Genomic DNA, 16,959 nt, shown 5'->3' with positions numbered 1-16,959 from the left:
TATAAAGATTAACAAAATTTTAAGTCGGTAAAAGAAGTCCAACCTAACAGACAGACATAAAAAAACCTCCAAAAAGGAGGTTCTTTATAAGCTATATATATTGAGTTATTATTTCAATGTAAACTCAGATGAGGATACTAAATCTTTTTCATTAAAAACATTAACCACGTAACGTCCTTTTTCAAAATCCTTATTCTTGGTAGTAACAAATTCGCAGATATTAAGGTTGGCATTTTCATAATTAAACTTACTAACAATACTATAGTTTAATGTTTTTTCATCAAATTGTACCTGTTCGTTCAAACCAAGGGTATTGTTTTTGGGGTCTATAACCTGAATATACAATTCTTGATCTCCTGCTTGTACCAAAGCATTTCTTGCAACAGTAAAGCAAACTCTAATTTTGTCTGTACGACTTGCCCTTTCAGTTGGAATTAATTTTCCTGATGTTCTTTCAATAACTCCGAACCCTTTTAAACCTACAGTAGAAAGAACTGCAGCGTTTTCAACAACTTCAGCTAAAGCAGTGTTTTGGACTAAAAGGGAATCGGTAAAAATAGTACGCTCTTCAAGCCTAACTCTTGTACTGTCTAGAGATGTGGCTAAATATGAGTTTTCCACTCTTAATGAATCGTTTTGGGCCAATAGTACATCCATTTCCTTTTGTAAGGATAAATACTTGCTTTTGTATCGCCATAAACTTTTCACATTAGTTTCAGAGATTTTTAATGAGTCTATCAACCCTTGAATACGCGCCCTAGCCTCAACCAAATCGGCATTGGCGATTTCATTTTCACTAATAGCTTCGTCATACTGCTTGGCCATGGCATTTAAATCATTCATAACCAATTGTTTTTCTTCGGTTAATTGCTTTTTGGCATCATTACTTTCTTGATACAAATTCATTGTATAAAATGCTGTACCTAAAAATAACACTAAAGCTATACCTAAAGCTACTTTTAACCCCATACTGCTTTTGTTACTTTCCATAATTGCTTTGTTTTTAAATTTATTAATATTAATTCTTATTCCTTGAATGTATAAGTAATAATTGATGTATTTTTATTTAGTAAAAAATTTAATTAACCGTTACTTGTGGATAAACTCATTTTATTTAATAATCAACAAAAAGCCGAACTACTTAATAAACGTTCTGGTGAATCCAAATTTGGTGAACATGTTCAAATACTACCTCACATTTCCAATATATACGAACAACTTAAAGATTTGGATGTTAGGTATATAATTTTTGGTATTCCAGAGGATGTTGGCGTATTTGCCAATTATGGAAAACCAGGCACCTCAAAGGCATGGGAAACCACACTTAAAACCCTTATAAACATTCAGAGCAACCCGTATACCAATCCAAAAAAAGCTTTAATCTTGGGCCATCTGGATTTTAGTGAAGAGTTAGAAGAATTAGCTAGGTTAAACCCAAATAAAAGTAAGCATATTAAAATAGCACGCTCTTTGGTGCAAACTATAGATGCCTATGTTACCAATTTAGTCTATCAAATTGTTTTGGCAGGAAAAACACCTATAATTATTGGTGGAGGTCATAATAATGCTTATGGGAACATAAAAGGAACATCTTTAGCTTTAAACAACAAATTAAATGTGGTAAATTTTGATGCTCATTCCGATTTTAGACCAGAAGAAGGTAGGCATAGCGGAAATGGATTTAGCTATGCCTATGCTGAAGGTTTTTTAGAAAAATATTTTGTGTTTGGACTTCATGAAAATTATACTTCGGAAAATTTGTTTAAATCTTTAAATAAGTTCAAGTTTATAAAATTTAATACGTTTGAAGCTATTGAGGTTAGAAAGGAACAAAGTTTTAAAACTGAAGTACAAAGAGCTCTAAATCATGTTAAGGACAAACCTTTTGGGATTGAAATTGACTGTGATGCGATTCAGGATATTCCTAGCAGTGCCATGACGCCTAGCGGTTTTAGCGTTAATAAAACACGACAATTTTTAAATACTTTTGGACAACATGAAAACGTATGTTACTTACATATATGTGAAGCTGCACCAACGAATAAAACAGTAACGCAAATTGGAAAACTTATTTCTTATTTGATAACCGATTTTATTAGGGCCAATAGCTGTTAATGGTTTGTGTTGAAAAATAAAATGCAATGAATTTAAATCCACATGTAGCAGTTTTTATTTCCAATAACAGTGATAAATATGATCTTATTGATACCATTATTTCGGGTAATAGTATAGTTCAAGTAAAGGGTTTAAAAGGTGGCTTGTTTTCAGAAATTACCGTAAACAAGTATATAGAAGAAGAGCGGCGTCATGGCCATTTTGATATTAAGACCATTTCCAATAACAGTCTTGAGCATTCTTCTGCAGGTGAAAGGAAAAAAGCCTTGTTAACTCACATTATTTCTAATAAACCTAATTATATTATTGTTGACAATATCTTTGACAACCTAGACGCCAAATCACAAAGAGATATAGTAAATACACTTGAACAATTAAGTGAACAAACATTGATTGTACAAATAGTCAATAGGAAATGTGATATTCTTTCTTTTATAAAAAACATCTACTGTCTACAGGACAAAAGCCTAGTTTTGGTTAACGATTTAGAGGACTTGAAGAATGTTGGTAAAAAGAATTTTACTATTTCCATTCCAAAGCCTAGTCTTCAAATTTTACCCGATTTCAATCCATTAGTGAAATTTAAAAATGTAACTGTTGCTTATGGTAATAGAACCATTGTTAAGGATATTACATGGGAAATAAACAAAGGAGAGTTTTGGCAACTTTTAGGTCCCAACGGTTCTGGTAAAAGCACCTTGCTGTCACTTATAACAGGTGATAATATTAAGGCATATCATCAAGATGTTACGCTTTTTGGAGTAAAAAAAGGAAGTGGTGAAAGCGTCTGGGACATTAAAAAAAAGATTGGCTATTTATCTACCGAATTGTTAAGGGGCTTTTCCAGGTTGGATTCCATAGGCAATATGATTGCATCTGGATTTTTTGACACTGTAGGTTTATACCAAACCCCCACATTTGAACAAATAGAAATAGTTCGTCAATGGCTTGATGTATTAAATATGTTCGAGATAAGAAAGCGTCCTTTTTTATCGTTATCCTCAGGCCATAAACGTTTAGTATTAATTGCAAGAGCCATGGTAAAGCATCCGCCATTACTTATTTTGGATGAGCCCTCAATAGGTTTGGACGAAAATGATGTGGCTTTGTTTTCAGAATTGATAAATAAAATTGCAAGTGAAAGCGATACGGCTATTTTGTACGTATCCCATAGAAAGGAATTGGGACTAAACCCTGACTTTATGTTCCAGTTGACACCAGATAAAATGGGGTCTACAGGAAAAAGAGTTCAAGGTTGACTGCATTCATCTTATAAAAAGAATATCTTTACGGAAGTTTTAGAAACTTAAACAGTTCTAACTTAAGTAAACTTACAATAACTATTCGATAATACCTTCTAAATCAAACAAGAAGGCATAGGTTAACGCCAAGCTTTTGTAACGCTCAAAACGTCCGGAAGCTCCACCATGACCGGTTTCCATATTACAATCCATAATCAGCAAATTATTATCGGTCTTTAATTCCCGTAACTTAGCAACCCATTTAGCCGGCTCCCAGTATTGCACTTGGCTATCCCAGTAGCCCGTAATTACCAAAATATTCGGGTAATCTTTAGCTTCTACATTATCGTAAGGCGAATACGATTTCATATAGTCGTAATACATTTTGTTTTTGGGATTACCCCATTCGTCAAACTCAAAAGTAGTTAACGGAATAGTTTCGTCTAGCATAGTTGAAACTACATCAACAAAAGGAACCGCAGCTACAACTCCATTCCACATGTCTGGTGCCATATTTAGTACAGCTCCCATTAATAAACCACCAGCGGACCCGCCATAAGCATATAAATGATTTTTACTTGTAAATTTTTCATCGATTAAAAACTGGGCAACATCTATAAAATCTGTAAACGTATTTTTCTTCTTTAACAGCTTTCCGTTTTCGTACCAATCCCTTCCCATTTCCTGTCCGCCACGAATATGGGCAATAGCATAAACAAAGCCTCTGTCGAGTAAACTTAAACGTGTTGAGTTAAAAGTTGGCTCTGTATTATTACCATAAGAGCCATAGGCATAAAGCAATAAAGGGTTTTTTCCATTTTTTTGTATCCCTTTTTTATAAACTACAGACACTGGAATTTTTGTGCCGTCTTTTGCAGTAGCATATAAACGCTCTGAGGTATAATTTTCTATAGCAAAAGTAGTATCAACAACTTCCTCCTGCTTTAAAATCTCTTGCTTTTTAGTAGTCATATTGTACTCGTAAGTACTGTTTGGCGTAGTTAATGAGCTGTAACTGTAACGTAAATAATCGGTATCAAAATCTAAATTAGAAGTCGTTGAAGCAAAATATGCGGGATCGTTAAAATGAATATAATAATCATCTGTGCCGTCCCACTTCATAATTCTAATGGTGCGTAAACCATTTTTACGTTCTTCTGCGACCAAAAAGTTTTTAAACAAATCCATGCCTTTAAAATACACATCGTCCCTGTGCGGTAAAACGTCAATCCAATGTTCTTTTTCGGTTTTACTGACAGGAGTTTTTACCAATTTAAAATTTTTGGCATTAAGATTTGTACGAATATAAAAATGATCTTCATAGTGGTCTATAGAATATTCCAAATTTTTCTCCCTAGGTTGAATTACAAGCCAATCCCCGCTAGGAGTATTGGCATCCAAAACCCTAAATTCTGTCGATAAGGTTTGAATACTAGCAATTACCAGATAAGCATCAGACTTTGTTTTACTAACAAAACATCTAAAAGTATCATCTTTTTCCTCGTAAACCACAACATCTTCTGATTGATTTGTACCTATTACATGCCTAACAATTTTATTTTGCCGAAGTGTTTGTGGATCTTTAGTGGTATAAAATACCGTTTTACCATCATTTGCCCATGCTGCGCTTCCTGCGGTATTACTGAGCTTATCAGAAAGTAGTTCCCCTGTTTCTAAATTTTTAAAATAGATAGTGTATTGGCGCCTAGATACCGTATCGATGCCAAAAGCAAGTAATTTATTGTCTGTACTCACAGAACGACTTCCAAAGCCATAGTATGCATGACCCTTAGCCATTTTTGGCCCATTGAGCATGATTTCTTCCTTAGCACCATTTTCTAATTTTTTTCGGCAATACAGGGCATAATCACCGCCTTTTTCAAACTTCATATAATAAGAATAACCATTATCGCTTACAGGTACAGACTGGTCATCTTCTTTTATACGCGCCACAATTTCTTTATACAATTTATCCTGAAAGCTAACGGTGTGTTCCATAGCCTTATTTAAATAGTCGTTTTCGGCATTTAAATAGTCCAGCACATCTTGGGTTTGTGAGTCTGGAGTATCGGCATTTTTTTGCTCGTCGCTTAAACGCATCCAAAAATAATTGTCAATACGGGTGTCATTATGAAAGGTCAGCTCCTTTGGACTTTTTTTAGCTACAGGAGTTTCCATAGAAAGATAAGGTTTTGGAGGCTCACTTTGCTTACAAGAAGAAAGTAATAAAACTATGGCAAAAATCGTATACATAAAAGTTTTCATTGGATATTGACTTGTTTTAGTTGTTTGCTATAAAGAAACAAAATTTAGTTAAAATAAGATGGTACAAATCAGGAATTAACAGTTTAATTATCAATCGCTTTTAAAGAATCTATCTGTCTTTGAAGACGTCTTATTTCCATCGTCTTTTCATCAACTATTGGAACACTCATAGTGTCCTCAACCGATGGGGCAACTTCTATTTCCCTTATGATTTCGGTAAAATAATACCCAATACCTTCACTGGATCGCCAAGCTTCGTTTAATTGGTCATAAACCGTTTTGTCCCATTGGCTTGGATGTTTTACATCTATCCAAACCACATCACGGTATTCACTATCAATCAATACCAAATCGGGTGTGGCAGAACCATCAAATTGTTGGGCATTTCTATCGCTTATAGAAGATATGGTTCCCATAAAAAAGAGCCGCTTTTTACCTGCAATATCCTTGATATAAGGTCTAAATTCTACGGGAGTATTAGCCGTCCAATCATATTCTTTTCGTGATTCCTGTACCTTTAACGGCATAGCCGAAACTCCTGCATAGCCTTGTTTTTTAGCTGCATGGTCATAATAATAGAATTTATTTGTACCATCGGCTGGCACAAAAACACTAAAACTTAAACTGGTACGCTCATCGCCTACTGGTTCCAGTCCAAACCAATGATACAAGCCACTGTAAGCATCAACATCAGTGGTAGAAAAATCGAAATCTGTAACATAAGGCTGTTGATTTTGATCTTTGGGCATTTCTGGAATTTTTACAGCCGTTTCCATATTCCAAGGTAATGGATCACTAAATCCGCCCAAAAATTTTAAAGATTCAGCTTGAAGTTGAGATACTTTTTCTGATAAAGTATTCTGACGTGTGAGATAGGAATAATTTTTCATCTCGTTGGGGGGAATATAAGTGCCCTTTCCTATTAATATACGTTCAATATAATCACCAAAATCATGTTTTCCACTATCAATTACCATAACACCTCCAAATGTTGGATATGGAAATAAAAAACCTTTCCATTTGATTAAACTTACAACTTCCACCCATTTTCCCTCATCACTCTTCATATAGTAGGTATCACTTGGTTCTAGTGTAAAAAGCTGAAAAAAATTAAAGCGTTGTACAACAGCGTTATAAGTATTTCTACTAAATTTTAAGGATTCCCCAATAGAAAAGGTTACTGGAATTCTGTTTTCGTTTGAAAACCTTGGAAAAGGTGTAGTACTAGACACAGCAAAGACTTCTTCAGTATTATCTGTCATCCCCTGCCAAACATATTTTTCAGTGGGCTGTATGGCCATGGTCCATTTATTTTCATTACCTATTCTAACTAAATGGGGTAACGACACGTCCTTAGTTTCTCCCACGCTTTCATTGGCCATTGAAAAAATATTCCGCAAAGGTTGAATACGTTCGTTTTGAGTTAATGGCAATTCGTATATTTCAATTTTATTAAGGTTATTAAATACGTTAAAGGTCCTCATATAGTTGTACATCTTAAAATGCCATCCCAAAAGATAAAAACCCCCAAAAAAGAGCACCAAAGTCCCTAAAGTGACAAACCTTTTAAATACGCTTACAGTTCGTCTAAATTTCCTAATGCCTAAAAATACAACTAGAAGACTTAAAAGAACGATAAAAATATATTTTCTAACAAACAGTAAAGCTGGTTGGTAATCGTCGCGCAAAACAAATAATGCAATGAGTAATAGTAAAGCAGCTATAATGGTTATTCTTTTTTGCTTTTTTCCTTTATTCCAATAAGACTTTATCATTTCGTGTTTTATTAATACAATTATCTCCTTGTTACAGACAGGTGCGTTAAATTTAATACTCTTAACGCATGCTATTGATGTATACTTACACTACTTTAAATATCCTTTATCCTTTAACCTATCTCTTACACTTTTTTCTTCAACTTTTGGTGATTCTGTAGGTGTCTCAACTTGCTCTGGTTCTTCAGTTTTTAAATCAGTTATAAAATCTTTTCCTTTTTCAATAGTTTCATTCACAATATCTTCTAAAGAATCTGTTTTTTCTTCAATGATTTCACTGGATTTAAATATGAAATTAGCCAAATACGTTCCTATTAATGTGCCAACAATCATAGATACAAAAATGGAAATAGTAGTCAAATCTATGGGGATTATAAAACGAAGCACTATAACTCCAATTAAAAACAGGAATCCAATAAACACCAAACGCATGATGAATGTTTGTTTATATACAAACCCCATTTTGTCATTAGGTTTCATTTGAAGGCTTTTTGAATACATCAATTTATTAAAAAATCGATATAAATGATTGCTCTGTGATTCTCGCCAGTATATAAATGCTCCAAAAAGAATAGAAGCAATAAAAATAATAAGTTCTAGTGTCATAATTAAAATTTTTAAAGTTGTTGTTTATGCAACTTCTTATAAAATTAGTATAAACATTTTAAATATTGTTACTTATAGTTTCAACAGCCCAATCCTTAAAGGATTCATCCCATGTTTTAAAGCTTTCGTAAAATCCTTCTTTATCGTACCAATAGTAAAACAGTACATCTTTTGGCGAGACATTAACCAATAACTTCCAAATTAAATCCTGATGTTTGGCATCTAATGAGGAATGTGGCTGGTGCAAACTTTCAAAAAGCTTTTGGTCAATCATATCTGCTATCTTGTAAGTATTATTTACTTCGGCCTTTTCCAAATAACGCTCTACACCCATAACCTTTTTTCGAGATTCCATATCTAATTTATTGAGATAACTTTTATACAGTATTGGATCATTTAAAATATCTTTTATAGGATGACGTGCGTCTTTCAAGCATTGTGCTAATTCATACTTTTTGATTCGTTTATAACGTTCGGTTTTAACAACCAAATCCAAATTGTACTCAATAATAAGATGGTCCTTTAACTTATCCATAAGTTCAGGTTGCTGAATGTGAAATATTAGAACGTCATGACTAACATCCTTAATGGCTTCCCTATGCCATTTTTCATCTTTGAAAACTACAATAGGCGTAATAAAATCACGAAGTAAATAAACCCCTCCAAAAGCTTTTGTATAAAAAGAGTCTGTAGTGTATTGCAACTCATGCATCTCTAAATCGCGATGTCTTAAATCGCCATATTTTTTGGCAGAGTCCAATAATTGTTGGTGCAGGATTTCATCAATAAAATTATTGCCACGATTAAAGGTATCAACCAATTCCATCTGTTCTTTTTGAATACTTGCCAAACCATTAATCAAGTGAAAATTTATAGAAATAGTGTGATATTTCAAAACATCTAAAGGTTCATAAAAGGCATCAATGCCTTGATCGAAATCTAAACAAATAGCACAGTCGCGGGTAATGTCTTTTATTTTTTTTTCATGAATCGTGAAAATAAACTTTATCATATCCCTATCGAACGTATGGAACGGTGAATAGACAGGCTTACCCTTTTGTAATGGTGAAATAATAATACCATGCGGATTGGCCTCTCCGTTATTCAAATAGTGGTTATCTCCTTTCTCTTCTGCAATTTCAGGACTCCACCCAATTCCATCAATATAAAAAGATTTTAATTTTGTTTCTGTAAAACCAAGTTTTAGCAAGCATTTATTATAACGCTCCACTAACTTTCCACTTACAGGAATCAATTCGCTTCTATATAAATTGGCTGTTCTTAGTTTGTCCATTACTTTGATTTCCGAGAAAACAGGAATCTCATGGTTTATTTTTAATAATTATTTTGCCTCGAATTCACAAAAAACTAGCTTCTAGGCTCTTGTTTCTTGTTTCAAACTTCAATCATTTCTTTAATCTTAATATACTGCAACAACATAATCGTTCTAGCGTCAATAATTTCATTAGTATCAATCATCTTTAACGCTTCCTTAAATGAAAGCTCCAAAACTTCAATTTCTTCATTTTCAATTTCGAGTCCACCGCCAACATAGTGCATTTTATCTCTATCAGAATATTCACCAATAAAAAGATACACCCGTTCCCTAACGATACCTGGCGATAAAAATACCGTGCTAATAAGTGTGACATTGGAAACCTTATACCCTAATTCTTCCTGTGCTTCACGCATAACACAAGCTTCTGGTGATTCGCCTTTATCTACCGCACCACCACAGACCTCGATGGAATACCCTAGATTAACGCCAGCAACATACACAGGAATTCTAAATTGTTTTGACAGAACAACATTATTGGTTTGTGGATTATACAACAAAATAGCTACCCCATCACTCTTACCATAAGCTTCATGTGATAAACGTTTCCAGCCACCCTTTTTAAAATAGTAATCGAAATCAATACGTTCCAACTTACCCCAAAACTGGGAAACAATTTTTGTGGAAATGTTCTTTATTCGCTTATTTTTCATGTTCAAACTGCTTTCTGGCCTCTGTTTCTATATTTAGTTGATTAACTCTAGCATCAACCTTACGTTTAAAGTCAGTGTCGGCGATAGTGGCAACATTGTCTAAATAACGTACGACTTCCTGTCTGCGGATTTCTGAAAAATCCAATCCTTTCATGTTATCACGCATCAATTCCTGAAGCATATTAAATTTGGTGTCGTAATCTTTTTTAAAATAGATCTCTGGGTTCTCAAACCAATCTTCTTCCAAATCAAAATCGGTTAATCGCAAGGATATAGTACTTTGAATGTTCCTTACATCACGGGATGAAAAGAACGGAAAGGCTTGTTGCATATCTTTATACAACTGAGCATAGAACAAATGCTGATTGGTTTTAAATTGCTGTTCTACTTTGTCATAAATCTCATGGACACGGGATTCGACTGGTTTATTGGTTACATTCAAAATTTCACCCATATTTTTTGCCAAGCCTTGATCCTGCAAGTAGCTATAATTTTCAGGCCCCTGCATGTTTACAAAATTAGGCATGGTGTCATCCATTTTTCGCCACCATAAATAATCCTGATCCAAAAAGTCGTGCTTAGTTTTTGCCCCATCAATTTTAAAACGCCCTTGAACTCTAGAAATCACTGCTTTATCCAACATTTCCGGAAGATTAGTAAACAACCCTATGGAACTGTTACCATAATTAACAGCATACGCCCCTTCGGTATATCGCAAAAATACACCTATCACTTCCTTTACGCCTGCAGATACACCTTGTGCGGTACGTTCCTGCAAATTATTTTCGGCATCGTCTATGGGTGCAAAGATTAGCTTCGTAGGATCCTGTAAAGGTTTCATCCATTCTACCATTTTCTCAGCCGAACCTCCTTGAAAAGTCGATATGAGGGTATCGGGCATGGGATGGAATAAAAATGGAATATCTAAAGTGTCGCAATGTTCTTTTAAACGTGTTGCAATAGCAGCAATAAGCATACTCTTCCCCGTTCCAGGAATACCATACCCCATAAACACAGGCATAAAACCACCCAATTCTTGAAATGGATTTTTCTTAGTTACAAAGTCGTAACTCAACAAACGCTCGGTTAGCCGTCTTGCAAAATGTTTGGCATCACGGTTACCGACAATCTGCTCAAATTTAATCTTATTGAATTCTACACTTTTAGCTGCGCCCTGGAAGACATTGTTCCAACCTGAAATTGCAAACTCACTTCTTTCTAATTTATAAGTACGGTCCTCAATGGTTTCAGTATATTCGAGTGAACTTTTTCTTAGTTGAATTTCATCGATCAGCGCTTCAAAATACACCACGGTAAAATCAATCACGTCTTTATCGGACATAATGATATCTGGATGCGCCAAATACTTTTCATAATAAAACAAAGCACATGAAATTCCCTTAATGGGCGATAACAAAGACACTTCTGGAATACCGGCAAATTTTTGCTTCATCACACTTAAATCATCTGAAGCATGAGGCTTTAAATCATTTAAAATTTTATAAGCAGTTGAAAACAGCATAAATGCTGTAGCAGTATGCATTTTGCTCTCAAACTCGCGCTTACCATTAGTATCTAATGCCGCTTTATTCTCATTTAAATTAGATAGCCCAGAGGCATCATAATAACTATCCTTAATCCAAATGCCTAATATTATTCCCTCCTGAACTGCAAAAAGTGTTTGGTTTAGATAAATGGGAATGGCCACCGAATCGGGTAATAAGCGTTTTTTTAAGGTCAATATGGTCTTGGAAACAGATGTGGTTTCAAACGCGATCGATCCATTTTTGGCTCTGGATAAATACAGCAAAATAGATTCATCCTTAGCATTCTTATCTCTGTTTTTAGCACGAGAACCCTGCTCCCATTGTACACTTTTTAAATAGGAAGTTGCTTCGTCACGAAGCACATCGAGTTCTGATAACTTTATAGGAAATGTTGAGTTATGTTCCATTTTTTATGAGTTTTCAATCAAAGTCGCAATTACTGCAAAGCAAACTGAGAATGAGACTGTTTTACTTTTTAATCTGTTCAATACTACTAATTTCAATAGGTGGTTTAGAAAGACTATTTATAATTTCTGGAGTTTTGTTATAAAATAACTGAATAACCCTATGTGGTGCCAATACATGGCATTGTTCTTCAACTTCACCCCATTTTTGAAGTGTTTGCTTACTAAAAAAATGCCCCTCTTCAAATTCACTTTTAGATTTAACTTCTTCAATTTTCATGGAAATAGCATAGGATTCTAATGGGATTTCTTTTTTTCCGATGCTTTCCAAAATGACATGAGTCAATTCGTTCTCATCCTTTGCAAATACATTATGAATAGGACCCAAATCAATACGCTTAATATATTTGGGCGATACTTTAGGTAAGCGCCTATCTATTGCATAAGCCATTGTATCCAAACTCATGTCTCGATCTGCTATATTCCTTAATGCTTCATAAATTTTACCTTTGTAATCATTTATATCGCCATCATAATCAAAATACATATAACAAATAAACGGACGATTATGTGAGACATCATAAAAACTCCAACTTGTTAAAAACTTAGTTTTATTGTTTTTTGAATTCCTTAAGATTTTACCCTGTACAAAACGATTGAAAATATAATCCTTATTAACCGAAGTGTAGTATACAATTGACGAAGCTTGAAACAACTTGTTCTTTTTTATAGGCTTTTTGTAATGCATCAAAGTATCTAAAAATTCAGCCTTTAAAGTCTCTATTGGCTTAAGTTTGTGCAAATGGTCTTCACGCAAACCCAAATCGTTAAACAAATACCTAAATTCCAAATAATTAGGAAATCCCGAATCGGTTAAATCAACCTTCATATTACCCTCTTCATCATACATATACTTTATGCGCATGGCTTCGATGGAATACAACAACAAATCACAATACTGCTTGAACAACAGCACCTCATCCTGGTTACATAAGTTTTGCCTTTGAACAACAACAATCAATTCTTTTAGAGCAAAATCTATCATCTTATGATAAAAAACATATTGCTGTTTAGAATCCAATATAGCTGAATCTAAGGGTGTAACGATGTGGTTTATGGACATGTATTAATTAACAATTAAAATAAATAGTTAATAATTGTAGATTTAAATAATGTGAAATGTCTTTGAGACATCCAAGTAAAGTATTTATGACAATAAATCGTCTTCTCCTATTTCTGGTTTAGGATTTTCATTTGGTTCACCTTCTCCTCCTGAGGGTTTATTAACATCGGCATTATAGTAATCTTCAAAAAGTTCTTTCATATCGATACCGTAACGCTCAGCGAAATTCTTTTGAATTTCACTATCCTTCGCACGAATTTCCTGTACTGCCTCAGCATAACTACTATAAACACCTTGCATCACTTTTTCATGAACTGGTATGTTATCCATCATATCCTGGCGGGCTTTGGCGCTGGCTGTATGCATAGCTGCTAAGGTTTCACCAATATGCTCATCGGTTTTAACGCCTAAATGCTCTAAAATAGCTGCAAACTCTTGATCTGTTCTTGCTTTTAAAGCCACAACATAGCCATCGTAATATTTTAGACGTTCTTCTGTATCACTTTTTAATTTGGCACGATGTGTTTGCAAATTACTACGTAAAGATGTTAATACTTTAATGGTTAAATTATGCTTATGTACAAAACTGTCTTTACTGGCTGCCAACGTAGTATACGCGTTTTTTAAACCTTCAAGTTCTTCTACTTTCTGCTCAAGTTCAGTTACTTTACCAATGGCTTGGGCATATTCTGCAGACTGCTTATCTACAATATCTTCCAATTCCTGGCGTGCCTGTTTCAATAAGGCATATTGTTCTTCTAGCTTCGATTCTACTTCTTTCTTTTTTTCAAGAGCTTTTGTGTGGTTTTTTGTGGCCTCAACTATAGCATCCTGTAACTTATCCTCTACCTCTTTAATCTCTACCTCTCGATCTTTTAAACGTGTTACTGCTGCCTGTGATTTATAGGACAGCTCGCTTAAAAGAGTTTGAACATCGGCTTTTTCTATTCGTTCTTGAAACATGGCTTTAGCCTTGTTGTCTGCCGCTGCACGTATTTTTTCGGCTTCTTTAAGAGATTCCTGAGCCTTTTTTATTTTACCCTTACGGCCCCATAAATTGTTCCACCATGTATCTGGTTTAGCTTCGGCATCTTCCAATTCAATCCGTGCACGTTCCAATGCCTTTTGGGCATCATCTATCACTTTTTGCTCTGTTGCATTTAGTGAGGAGAATTTTTCAAAAATAATACCTACTTCATCCTGATAATCAGTTAAATCCTTAATAGCATCCAGAAGCGTTGTTCTGTCCTTTTCTGCCATATGTACTACATCATCTAATGTGGCATTTAATATTTTTTGACGTACTTCAGGATCATCTTCTTGAGATAACTTAGATTTCATGGTATCAATAGCCTTACCCCAGTTAACATCTACTTTCTCTGTTTTATCATTGGAAGAGGTTTCTAATAAATCAAAATCATCAGACATAGTGTGGTTTGTGTTTTAGGTTGAACAAATTTATTAACAAGCAATTTCTATAAAAAAAACCATTTCTAAAAGTAAAAGGATAGTAAGTTTTAGATTTTTATTTCAAAAATATGTTGCTCTATACTATACGTACACTTAGTTAAGCAAACGTTACACTTCCTTGTCAATTTTGGGTAATTTGTTGGACAATAGGTGTAGAAATCACTTCATAAAGTGTTTCTTTATTGTTGCTTTACGAGTATTAATACTATATATTTGTTAGAATATATTTACATTAATAAATTAATTATTTTGTATAATTTGTCCTTAATACTAGAAATTGACCAATCTGATATTATTACTATCCTCATCATAGTATTAGTGTTTTTTGGAATTCTTTTGCTACTGGGTATTAGAAAATCCTATAAACTAAAAAAGGAAAACGAGCGTCTTAATAATCTGAAAGATCTAGAAATAGAAGACGATAAACCTTATCAAGACTTTACTGAAGGGCATATGTATCAAAGCAGAAATGATAAAACTTAGCAAATTAAAAATTTGAACATAAAAAAACCGCATTCAATAAGAGTTGCGGTTTTTTATTTACTATCTCACCAACTTTTTATATTTAATACGTTTTGGTAATAAATCACCACCCAAACGTTTCTTTTTATTCTCTTCATAATCACTAAAACTACCTTCAAAGAAATACACTTGACTATCACCTTCAAACGCTAAAATATGAGTACAAATTCGATCTAAAAACCAACGGTCGTGACTAATAACAACCGCACAACCCGCAAAGTTTTCCAACCCTTCTTCTAATGCTCTTAATGTATTGACATCTAAATCATTAGTAGGCTCATCTAAAAGCAAAACGTTGCCCTCTTCCTTAAGCGTCATAGCCAAATGCAAACGGTTACGTTCACCACCAGAAAGCAATTTCACCTTTTTATTTTGCTCACTTCCAGAAAAATTAAAACGACTCAAATATGCTCTGGAATTAACTTGTCGACCACCCATCATAACCAACTCTTGTTCATCACTAAAGTTTTGCCAAATGGTTTTTTCGGGATCGATATTGGAATGGCTTTGATCTACATAAGCTATTTTAGCTGAATCACCAACAACAAACTCTCCTTTATCTGGAGTCTCCTCACCCATAATCATTCTAAAAATAGTAGTTTTACCAGCACCATTGGGACCAATAACACCAACAATACCTGCTTGCGGCAATTTAAAGTTTAGATCTTCATATAATAATTTGTCTTCATACCCCTTACTAACACCACTGGCTTCTATAACATTGGTTCCCAATCGTGGCCCATTGGGGATATATATTTCCAATTTTTCGTCCAATTGCTTTTGATCCTGACTTAATAATTTATCATAATTGCTTAAACGGGCCTTTTGCTTTGCCTGACGGCCTTTAGGCGCCATACGAACCCATTCCAACTCTCGCTCGAGAGTCTTTTGTCGTTTACTGGCTTGTTTTTGTTCCTGCGCTAGGCGTTTTGATTTTTGGTCTAGCCAAGAAGAGTAATTCCCCTTCCAAGGAATACCTTCTCCTCTATCCAATTCCAAAATCCAACCTGCCACATTATCCAAAAAGTACCTGTCGTGTGTAACTGCAATTACGGTACCTTTGTATTGAGCCAAATGATGCTCCAACCAATGAACTGATTCAGCATCCAAATGGTTGGTAGGCTCATCTAATAATAATACATCGGGCTCCTGGAGTAATAGGCGACACAATGCTACACGTCTACGCTCGCCTCCTGAAAGAACTCCAATTTTTTTATCTCCTTCGGGTGTACGAAGCGCATCCATAGCAATTTCAAGCTTGGTATCCAATTCCCAAGCATTAGAGGCATCAATTTGGTCTTGAAGCTCGGCCTGCCTATTCATTAATTTTTCCATTTTATCTGGATTGGAATACACTTCTTCCAACCCAAACATATCATTGATTTTGTTATATTCGTCCAAAATAGCTACTGTTTCTGCAGCACCTTCCTTAACCACCTCAAGTACAGTTTTTTGATCATCTAATTGGGGCTCTTGCTCCAAATAACCAACGGAATAACCTGGTGAGAAAACCACATTTCCTTGGTGGTTTTTGTCTACCCCTGCAATAATTTTTAAAAGTGTAGATTTACCCGAACCGTTAAGTCCTAAAATACCTATTTTGGCACCATAGAAAAAACTGAGATAAATATTTTTAAGCACAGGCGTATTGGCACTTTGAAATGTCTTGGTAACTCCAGACATTGAAAAAATCACTTTTTTGTCGTCGCTCATTATACTCTTCCCTTTAAAGCATTAAACACCCAGGCATTTGCTAAAAAACCAATACCAACCGAAGCAAATCCCCAGCCTGCTATTTCATCATATCTAAAAGCTCCTAAGGCTATTAAAGCCAATCCTACAAAAATCATTATCCATGTGGCCCAAGCCAATACAGTATTTTTATTCATTGCCATAATCTTT

14 protein-coding genes are annotated in these 16,959 nt (G+C 34.5%); 3 read left to right on the top strand and 11 right to left on the bottom strand.

Annotated features, from left to right (window positions below):
* Positions 1-108: 108 nt before the first annotated feature.
* Complete coding sequence (locus K7G79_RS00525) at positions 109-990, bottom strand: chromosome partitioning protein ParA (RefSeq protein WP_223548138.1); 882 nt, start codon at positions 988-990, stop codon at positions 109-111.
* A gap of 105 nt (positions 991-1,095) precedes the next feature.
* Between K7G79_RS00525 and K7G79_RS00520 the strand changes: the two genes are divergently transcribed.
* On the top strand, positions 1,096-2,115 hold the full coding sequence (locus K7G79_RS00520) for a formimidoylglutamase (protein WP_223548137.1): 1,020 nt from the start codon (positions 1,096-1,098) through the stop codon (positions 2,113-2,115).
* A 26-nt stretch (positions 2,116-2,141) separates the two neighbouring features.
* Positions 2,142-3,374 carry an ATP-binding cassette domain-containing protein gene (locus K7G79_RS00515; RefSeq protein ID WP_223548136.1) on the top strand — a complete coding sequence of 411 codons (1,233 nt, stop codon included), beginning with the start codon at positions 2,142-2,144 and terminating at the stop codon, positions 3,372-3,374.
* Between the two features lie 81 nt (positions 3,375-3,455).
* On the opposite strand, the gene K7G79_RS00510 is transcribed toward K7G79_RS00515, so the two are convergent.
* From K7G79_RS00510 to K7G79_RS00475, 8 genes are all read right to left on the bottom strand, one after another.
* Entirely contained in the window at positions 3,456-5,621 is a 2,166-nt protein-coding gene (locus tag K7G79_RS00510; protein ID WP_223548135.1) for a S9 family peptidase, read from the bottom strand.
* A gap of 83 nt (positions 5,622-5,704) precedes the next feature.
* Positions 5,705-7,396, bottom strand: coding sequence for a hypothetical protein (locus tag K7G79_RS00505; protein WP_223548134.1), 1,692 nt, complete (start codon positions 7,394-7,396; stop codon positions 5,705-5,707).
* 90 nt (positions 7,397-7,486) lie between these two features.
* A complete protein-coding gene (locus K7G79_RS00500) occupies positions 7,487-8,002 on the bottom strand; it encodes a stage II sporulation protein M (RefSeq protein ID WP_223548133.1) in 516 nt (171 codons plus the stop codon).
* A 58-nt stretch (positions 8,003-8,060) separates the two neighbouring features.
* Positions 8,061-9,296: a DUF6638 family protein gene (locus K7G79_RS00495; RefSeq protein WP_223548131.1), complete on the bottom strand. Its 1,236-nt coding sequence runs from the start codon at positions 9,294-9,296 to the stop codon at positions 8,061-8,063.
* A gap of 101 nt (positions 9,297-9,397) precedes the next feature.
* On the bottom strand, positions 9,398-9,991 hold the full coding sequence (locus tag K7G79_RS00490; protein ID WP_223548129.1) for an NUDIX domain-containing protein: 594 nt from the start codon (positions 9,989-9,991) through the stop codon (positions 9,398-9,400).
* Positions 9,981-11,945, bottom strand: a complete 1,965-nt coding sequence (locus K7G79_RS00485) for an AAA family ATPase (protein WP_223548127.1) — start codon at positions 11,943-11,945, stop codon at positions 9,981-9,983. The genes K7G79_RS00490 and K7G79_RS00485 overlap by 11 nt, the downstream gene beginning before the upstream one ends.
* 61 nt (positions 11,946-12,006) lie before the next feature.
* Positions 12,007-13,065 (bottom strand): hypothetical protein, encoded by a 1,059-nt coding sequence (locus tag K7G79_RS00480; RefSeq protein WP_223548126.1) that lies wholly within the window; start codon positions 13,063-13,065, stop codon positions 12,007-12,009.
* Between the two features lie 84 nt (positions 13,066-13,149).
* Positions 13,150-14,493 carry a microtubule-binding protein gene (locus tag K7G79_RS00475; RefSeq protein ID WP_223548124.1) on the bottom strand — a complete coding sequence of 448 codons (1,344 nt, stop codon included), beginning with the start codon at positions 14,491-14,493 and terminating at the stop codon, positions 13,150-13,152.
* 300 nt (positions 14,494-14,793) lie between these two features.
* On the opposite strand from K7G79_RS00475, the gene K7G79_RS00470 reads away from it, so the two are divergent.
* Positions 14,794-15,018: a hypothetical protein gene (locus tag K7G79_RS00470; RefSeq protein ID WP_223548122.1), complete on the top strand. Its 225-nt coding sequence runs from the start codon at positions 14,794-14,796 to the stop codon at positions 15,016-15,018.
* Between the two features lie 60 nt (positions 15,019-15,078).
* Here K7G79_RS00470 and ettA read toward each other — a convergent pair whose 3' ends face one another.
* A complete protein-coding gene (gene ettA / locus K7G79_RS00465; RefSeq protein ID WP_223548120.1) occupies positions 15,079-16,770 on the bottom strand; it encodes an energy-dependent translational throttle protein EttA in 1,692 nt (563 codons plus the stop codon).
* Positions 16,770-16,952, bottom strand: coding sequence for a CAL67264 family membrane protein (locus tag K7G79_RS00460; protein ID WP_223548118.1), 183 nt, complete (start codon positions 16,950-16,952; stop codon positions 16,770-16,772). Before K7G79_RS00460 ends, ettA begins: the two co-directional genes overlap by 1 nt.
* Positions 16,953-16,959 lie beyond the last annotated feature (7 nt).

Origin of the sequence: Aestuariivivens sp. NBU2969 (assembly GCF_019931125.1) — a bacterium.
Taxonomy (GTDB): Bacteria; Bacteroidota; Bacteroidia; order Flavobacteriales; family Flavobacteriaceae; genus Aestuariivivens; species Aestuariivivens marinum.
Note: the sequence above shows the minus strand (reverse complement) of the source record. Positions and strands in the feature narration are given on the sequence as shown.

Bases quoted from the DNA above. Each gene is read 5' to 3' on its own strand.
- K7G79_RS00525 (WP_223548138.1), bottom strand. From the start codon at position 990: ATGGAAAGTAACAAAAGCAGTATGGGGTTAAAAGTAGCTTTAGGTATA.
- K7G79_RS00490 (WP_223548129.1), bottom strand. From the start codon at position 9,991: ATGAAAAATAAGCGAATAAAGAACATTTCCACAAAAATTGTTTCCCAG.
- K7G79_RS00500 (WP_223548133.1), bottom strand. From the start codon at position 8,002: ATGACACTAGAACTTATTATTTTTATTGCTTCTATTCTTTTTGGAGCA.
- K7G79_RS00480 (WP_223548126.1), bottom strand. From the start codon at position 13,065: ATGTCCATAAACCACATCGTTACACCCTTAGATTCAGCTATATTGGAT.
- ettA (WP_223548120.1), bottom strand. From the start codon at position 16,770: ATGAGCGACGACAAAAAAGTGATTTTTTCAATGTCTGGAGTTACCAAG.
- K7G79_RS00485 (WP_223548127.1), bottom strand. From the start codon at position 11,945: ATGGAACATAACTCAACATTTCCTATAAAGTTATCAGAACTCGATGTG.
- K7G79_RS00515 (WP_223548136.1), top strand. From the start codon at position 2,142: ATGAATTTAAATCCACATGTAGCAGTTTTTATTTCCAATAACAGTGAT.
- K7G79_RS00510 (WP_223548135.1), bottom strand. From the start codon at position 5,621: ATGAAAACTTTTATGTATACGATTTTTGCCATAGTTTTATTACTTTCT.
- K7G79_RS00460 (WP_223548118.1), bottom strand. From the start codon at position 16,952: ATGGCAATGAATAAAAATACTGTATTGGCTTGGGCCACATGGATAATG.
- K7G79_RS00505 (WP_223548134.1), bottom strand. From the start codon at position 7,396: ATGATAAAGTCTTATTGGAATAAAGGAAAAAAGCAAAAAAGAATAACC.
- K7G79_RS00475 (WP_223548124.1), bottom strand. From the start codon at position 14,493: ATGTCTGATGATTTTGATTTATTAGAAACCTCTTCCAATGATAAAACA.
- K7G79_RS00495 (WP_223548131.1), bottom strand. From the start codon at position 9,296: ATGGACAAACTAAGAACAGCCAATTTATATAGAAGCGAATTGATTCCT.